Consider the following 2,459-nt stretch of genomic DNA (forward strand, 5'->3'; position numbering starts at 1 on the left):
TTTTGGAAAATCAAATAATCACTATAAAGATCAAGCATATCCATTTAATTCCCTCCCTAAAATTAAGGGCGGAATTCTAATGCTTTTTAGTCAAACTACAAGTTTATGTGCGTAACATGAGCTAATAAGAATCGACTTAGCAACTAAAGCCTAATCTCAATAGCTAGGCATAAAGCCAACAGTGTCTTGGGCCTAGGAGTAGAATTAAATGTTTAGCGATCTACTTAATTCAGTACATGGAGCAGCACTAAAGGGCATTTTAGCTTTATTGCCACCAAATAGAGAATGGCTCAAAAAGGAAACAAGACCTGGGACCTCCTTTTTAGTGGCAAGAAGGCTACTTGCATCGGGTTTAGGCTTATAACCCGTTTTAATGCTATAACTGGCAATAGCCTGAAGTGCTGCATTATTATCATAATCCTGAGCAAGATCCGCAGCAGTTTGACCATCACTATTCCTCAAATCTAGATTGGCTCCAGCCTCTAAAAGCAATTGAAATAAGTCCCTATTTGTAACCGTAGAGGAGGAGCGGCAAGCCAGCATTAAGGGGGTCATGTTTTTAGTGCTGCGGACATCCACTTGGATAGAGGGATTGTCGAGTAACAAGCGTACGATAGCTTCATGACCATAGCGACAAGCAACTGCGAGAGCTGAATCATCACCGCTACATGCACTATTGAGGTCTAGCCCGGGAATGGTACTCAATAGTTTCATAATAGTGAATCGATTGCAGGCAGCAGCATAAAAAAGGGCATTCTCCAATTCAGATGAACTAAGAATGGACGATGTTTGATGGATACGTAAAATCTTTCGCACTGCGGTTATATCATCATTTTGCACTGCAAGAGCAAGAAGACCAAAACCACGGCAATTACTGATTTGAAGGTTTTCCGCGGTAATAGGATAAAGCGTATTTAATGCACTAAGATTCTGGTTTAATTTTTTCTGCCCGCTTTTAGCTATAAAACAACAATGGCACACCAATTGCTCACTGGTTTCAAAAAGAGAGCCATACAATTTTGGACAGAGTTCTTCACTAGTTAAAATTTGGTAAGGATAGTCTTCACTTTGTTCGTATAAGTGATTAATATCCATGAATAACCAGGTATTATCCGCTTGTTTTTTAAAACCTACTGTATGCTCCTCACTGCTAAATACTACGACTACTTGATTCTTGATCGTAAGAAGATTATTACATCTAGTTAAAAACTCAGTAAGCTCCTCTGGATTGGCCATACTCATGGTTTTATTGAGCAAGCTTTTGACAGTGTTTTGTTTTTTACTTAAATTAAGTCGGATTATTTTGTAGATTGTATCAATATTAGATTGCTGAATTGCTTTCGCATACACATCGGGATAATCCTCAGGCGATTGCGCCAAGCAAATGGCTTCAAGAAAAGGTCTTATTTCGGTTCGCTTTTCTTCCCTTTTAGATAAAGTACGGCTTGATTTAATTTTCTCGGTAATCCGTTGCAAGCTATCAGCTAAAGTGTCTTTTTCGCGTTTAATGAGGTTTAAACGATTATAAAATTGGACGTCATAACCTTGGGCAGCCTCTTGTGCCCAAGTCAAAGTAAAACCATGGCACACGCCATTATCATGGGTGTAATTAAATTTATCCAAAAGCGTTAATAAATCGTCATGTTCTAAGGCATTAGTTCGTGCAGGGGCTAAAGAAGAATGCCTCCGAAAGGAGGAGAGCTTAAGGAGAAGCAATGCTATAAAAACTAAGATCAGTAGGTAGATAAAGTATATCATTTTACTAATTAGTTAAATCCTTTACCAAAATCTAACCATAATCTCTGAATTAAAGCAACCTTCACATGTAGAGAACTTAAATACCCGACCGGCAACTTAGGGGAATAGGTAGAAAAAAAGATAAATTAGCTAAGAAGATGACAAAAACGTGGATGGAATTATTCCATCCCCTTACGCTAGTTTTCTTTAAAGCCTTTAAATTCTTTAAGTGGATTAGAAGACTCAATCTCTAAACGGCAAAAATTAGCTAAAATAGCAACAGCAAAATACATGGCTACCGCAACGCCTAGAGAGACGATATCCTTGGTATTAAAATGCTGTGCTAATTCATCAAAGGTTTCATCTGATATAGCAAATCCCCGCTGCAACTCATCCACAGCTCGACAAATAAGATTAGCTTCTTTCTCTAAGGAATTAACCGATTTTTCGTGAATAATAGCTTGGATTTCTTCTTCAGTAACACCATTCTTTAAGGCAATAAAATGATGTTGGTGTAATTCATATTCTGCTTTAGTTACCGCACCAATCCTAACTAAAGCAATTTCTCTTAATCGAGGAGAAAAGCCCGAGGCATAAATCCCATTAATCACTCATGTTACGCACATAAACTTGTAGTTTGACTAAAAAGCATTAGAATTCCGCCCTTAATTTTAGGGAGGGAATTAAATGGATATGCTTGATCTTTATAGTGATTATTTGAT

2 protein-coding genes are annotated in these 2,459 nt (G+C 37.7%); both read right to left on the reverse strand.

Translation table 11 applies throughout. The features are described 5' to 3' along the window. Nucleotides 1–204 precede the first annotated feature (204 nt). The gene (gene ankG, locus ELY15_RS15135) at nucleotides 205–1,758 is read right to left on the reverse strand and encodes a Dot/Icm T4SS effector AnkG/AnkZ/LegA7 (RefSeq protein ID WP_127101490.1); all 1,554 of its coding nucleotides are present in this window, start codon (nucleotides 1,756–1,758) and stop codon (nucleotides 205–207) included. A gap of 176 nt (nucleotides 1,759–1,934) precedes the next feature. Continuing rightward, complete coding sequence (locus ELY15_RS15140; protein ID WP_127101492.1) at nucleotides 1,935–2,348, reverse strand: carboxymuconolactone decarboxylase family protein; 414 nt, start codon at nucleotides 2,346–2,348, stop codon at nucleotides 1,935–1,937. Between the last annotated feature and the right edge of the window lie 111 nt (nucleotides 2,349–2,459).

The organism is Legionella sp. km772 (assembly GCF_003989735.1).
Classification (GTDB): Bacteria; Pseudomonadota; Gammaproteobacteria; order Legionellales; family Legionellaceae; genus Legionella.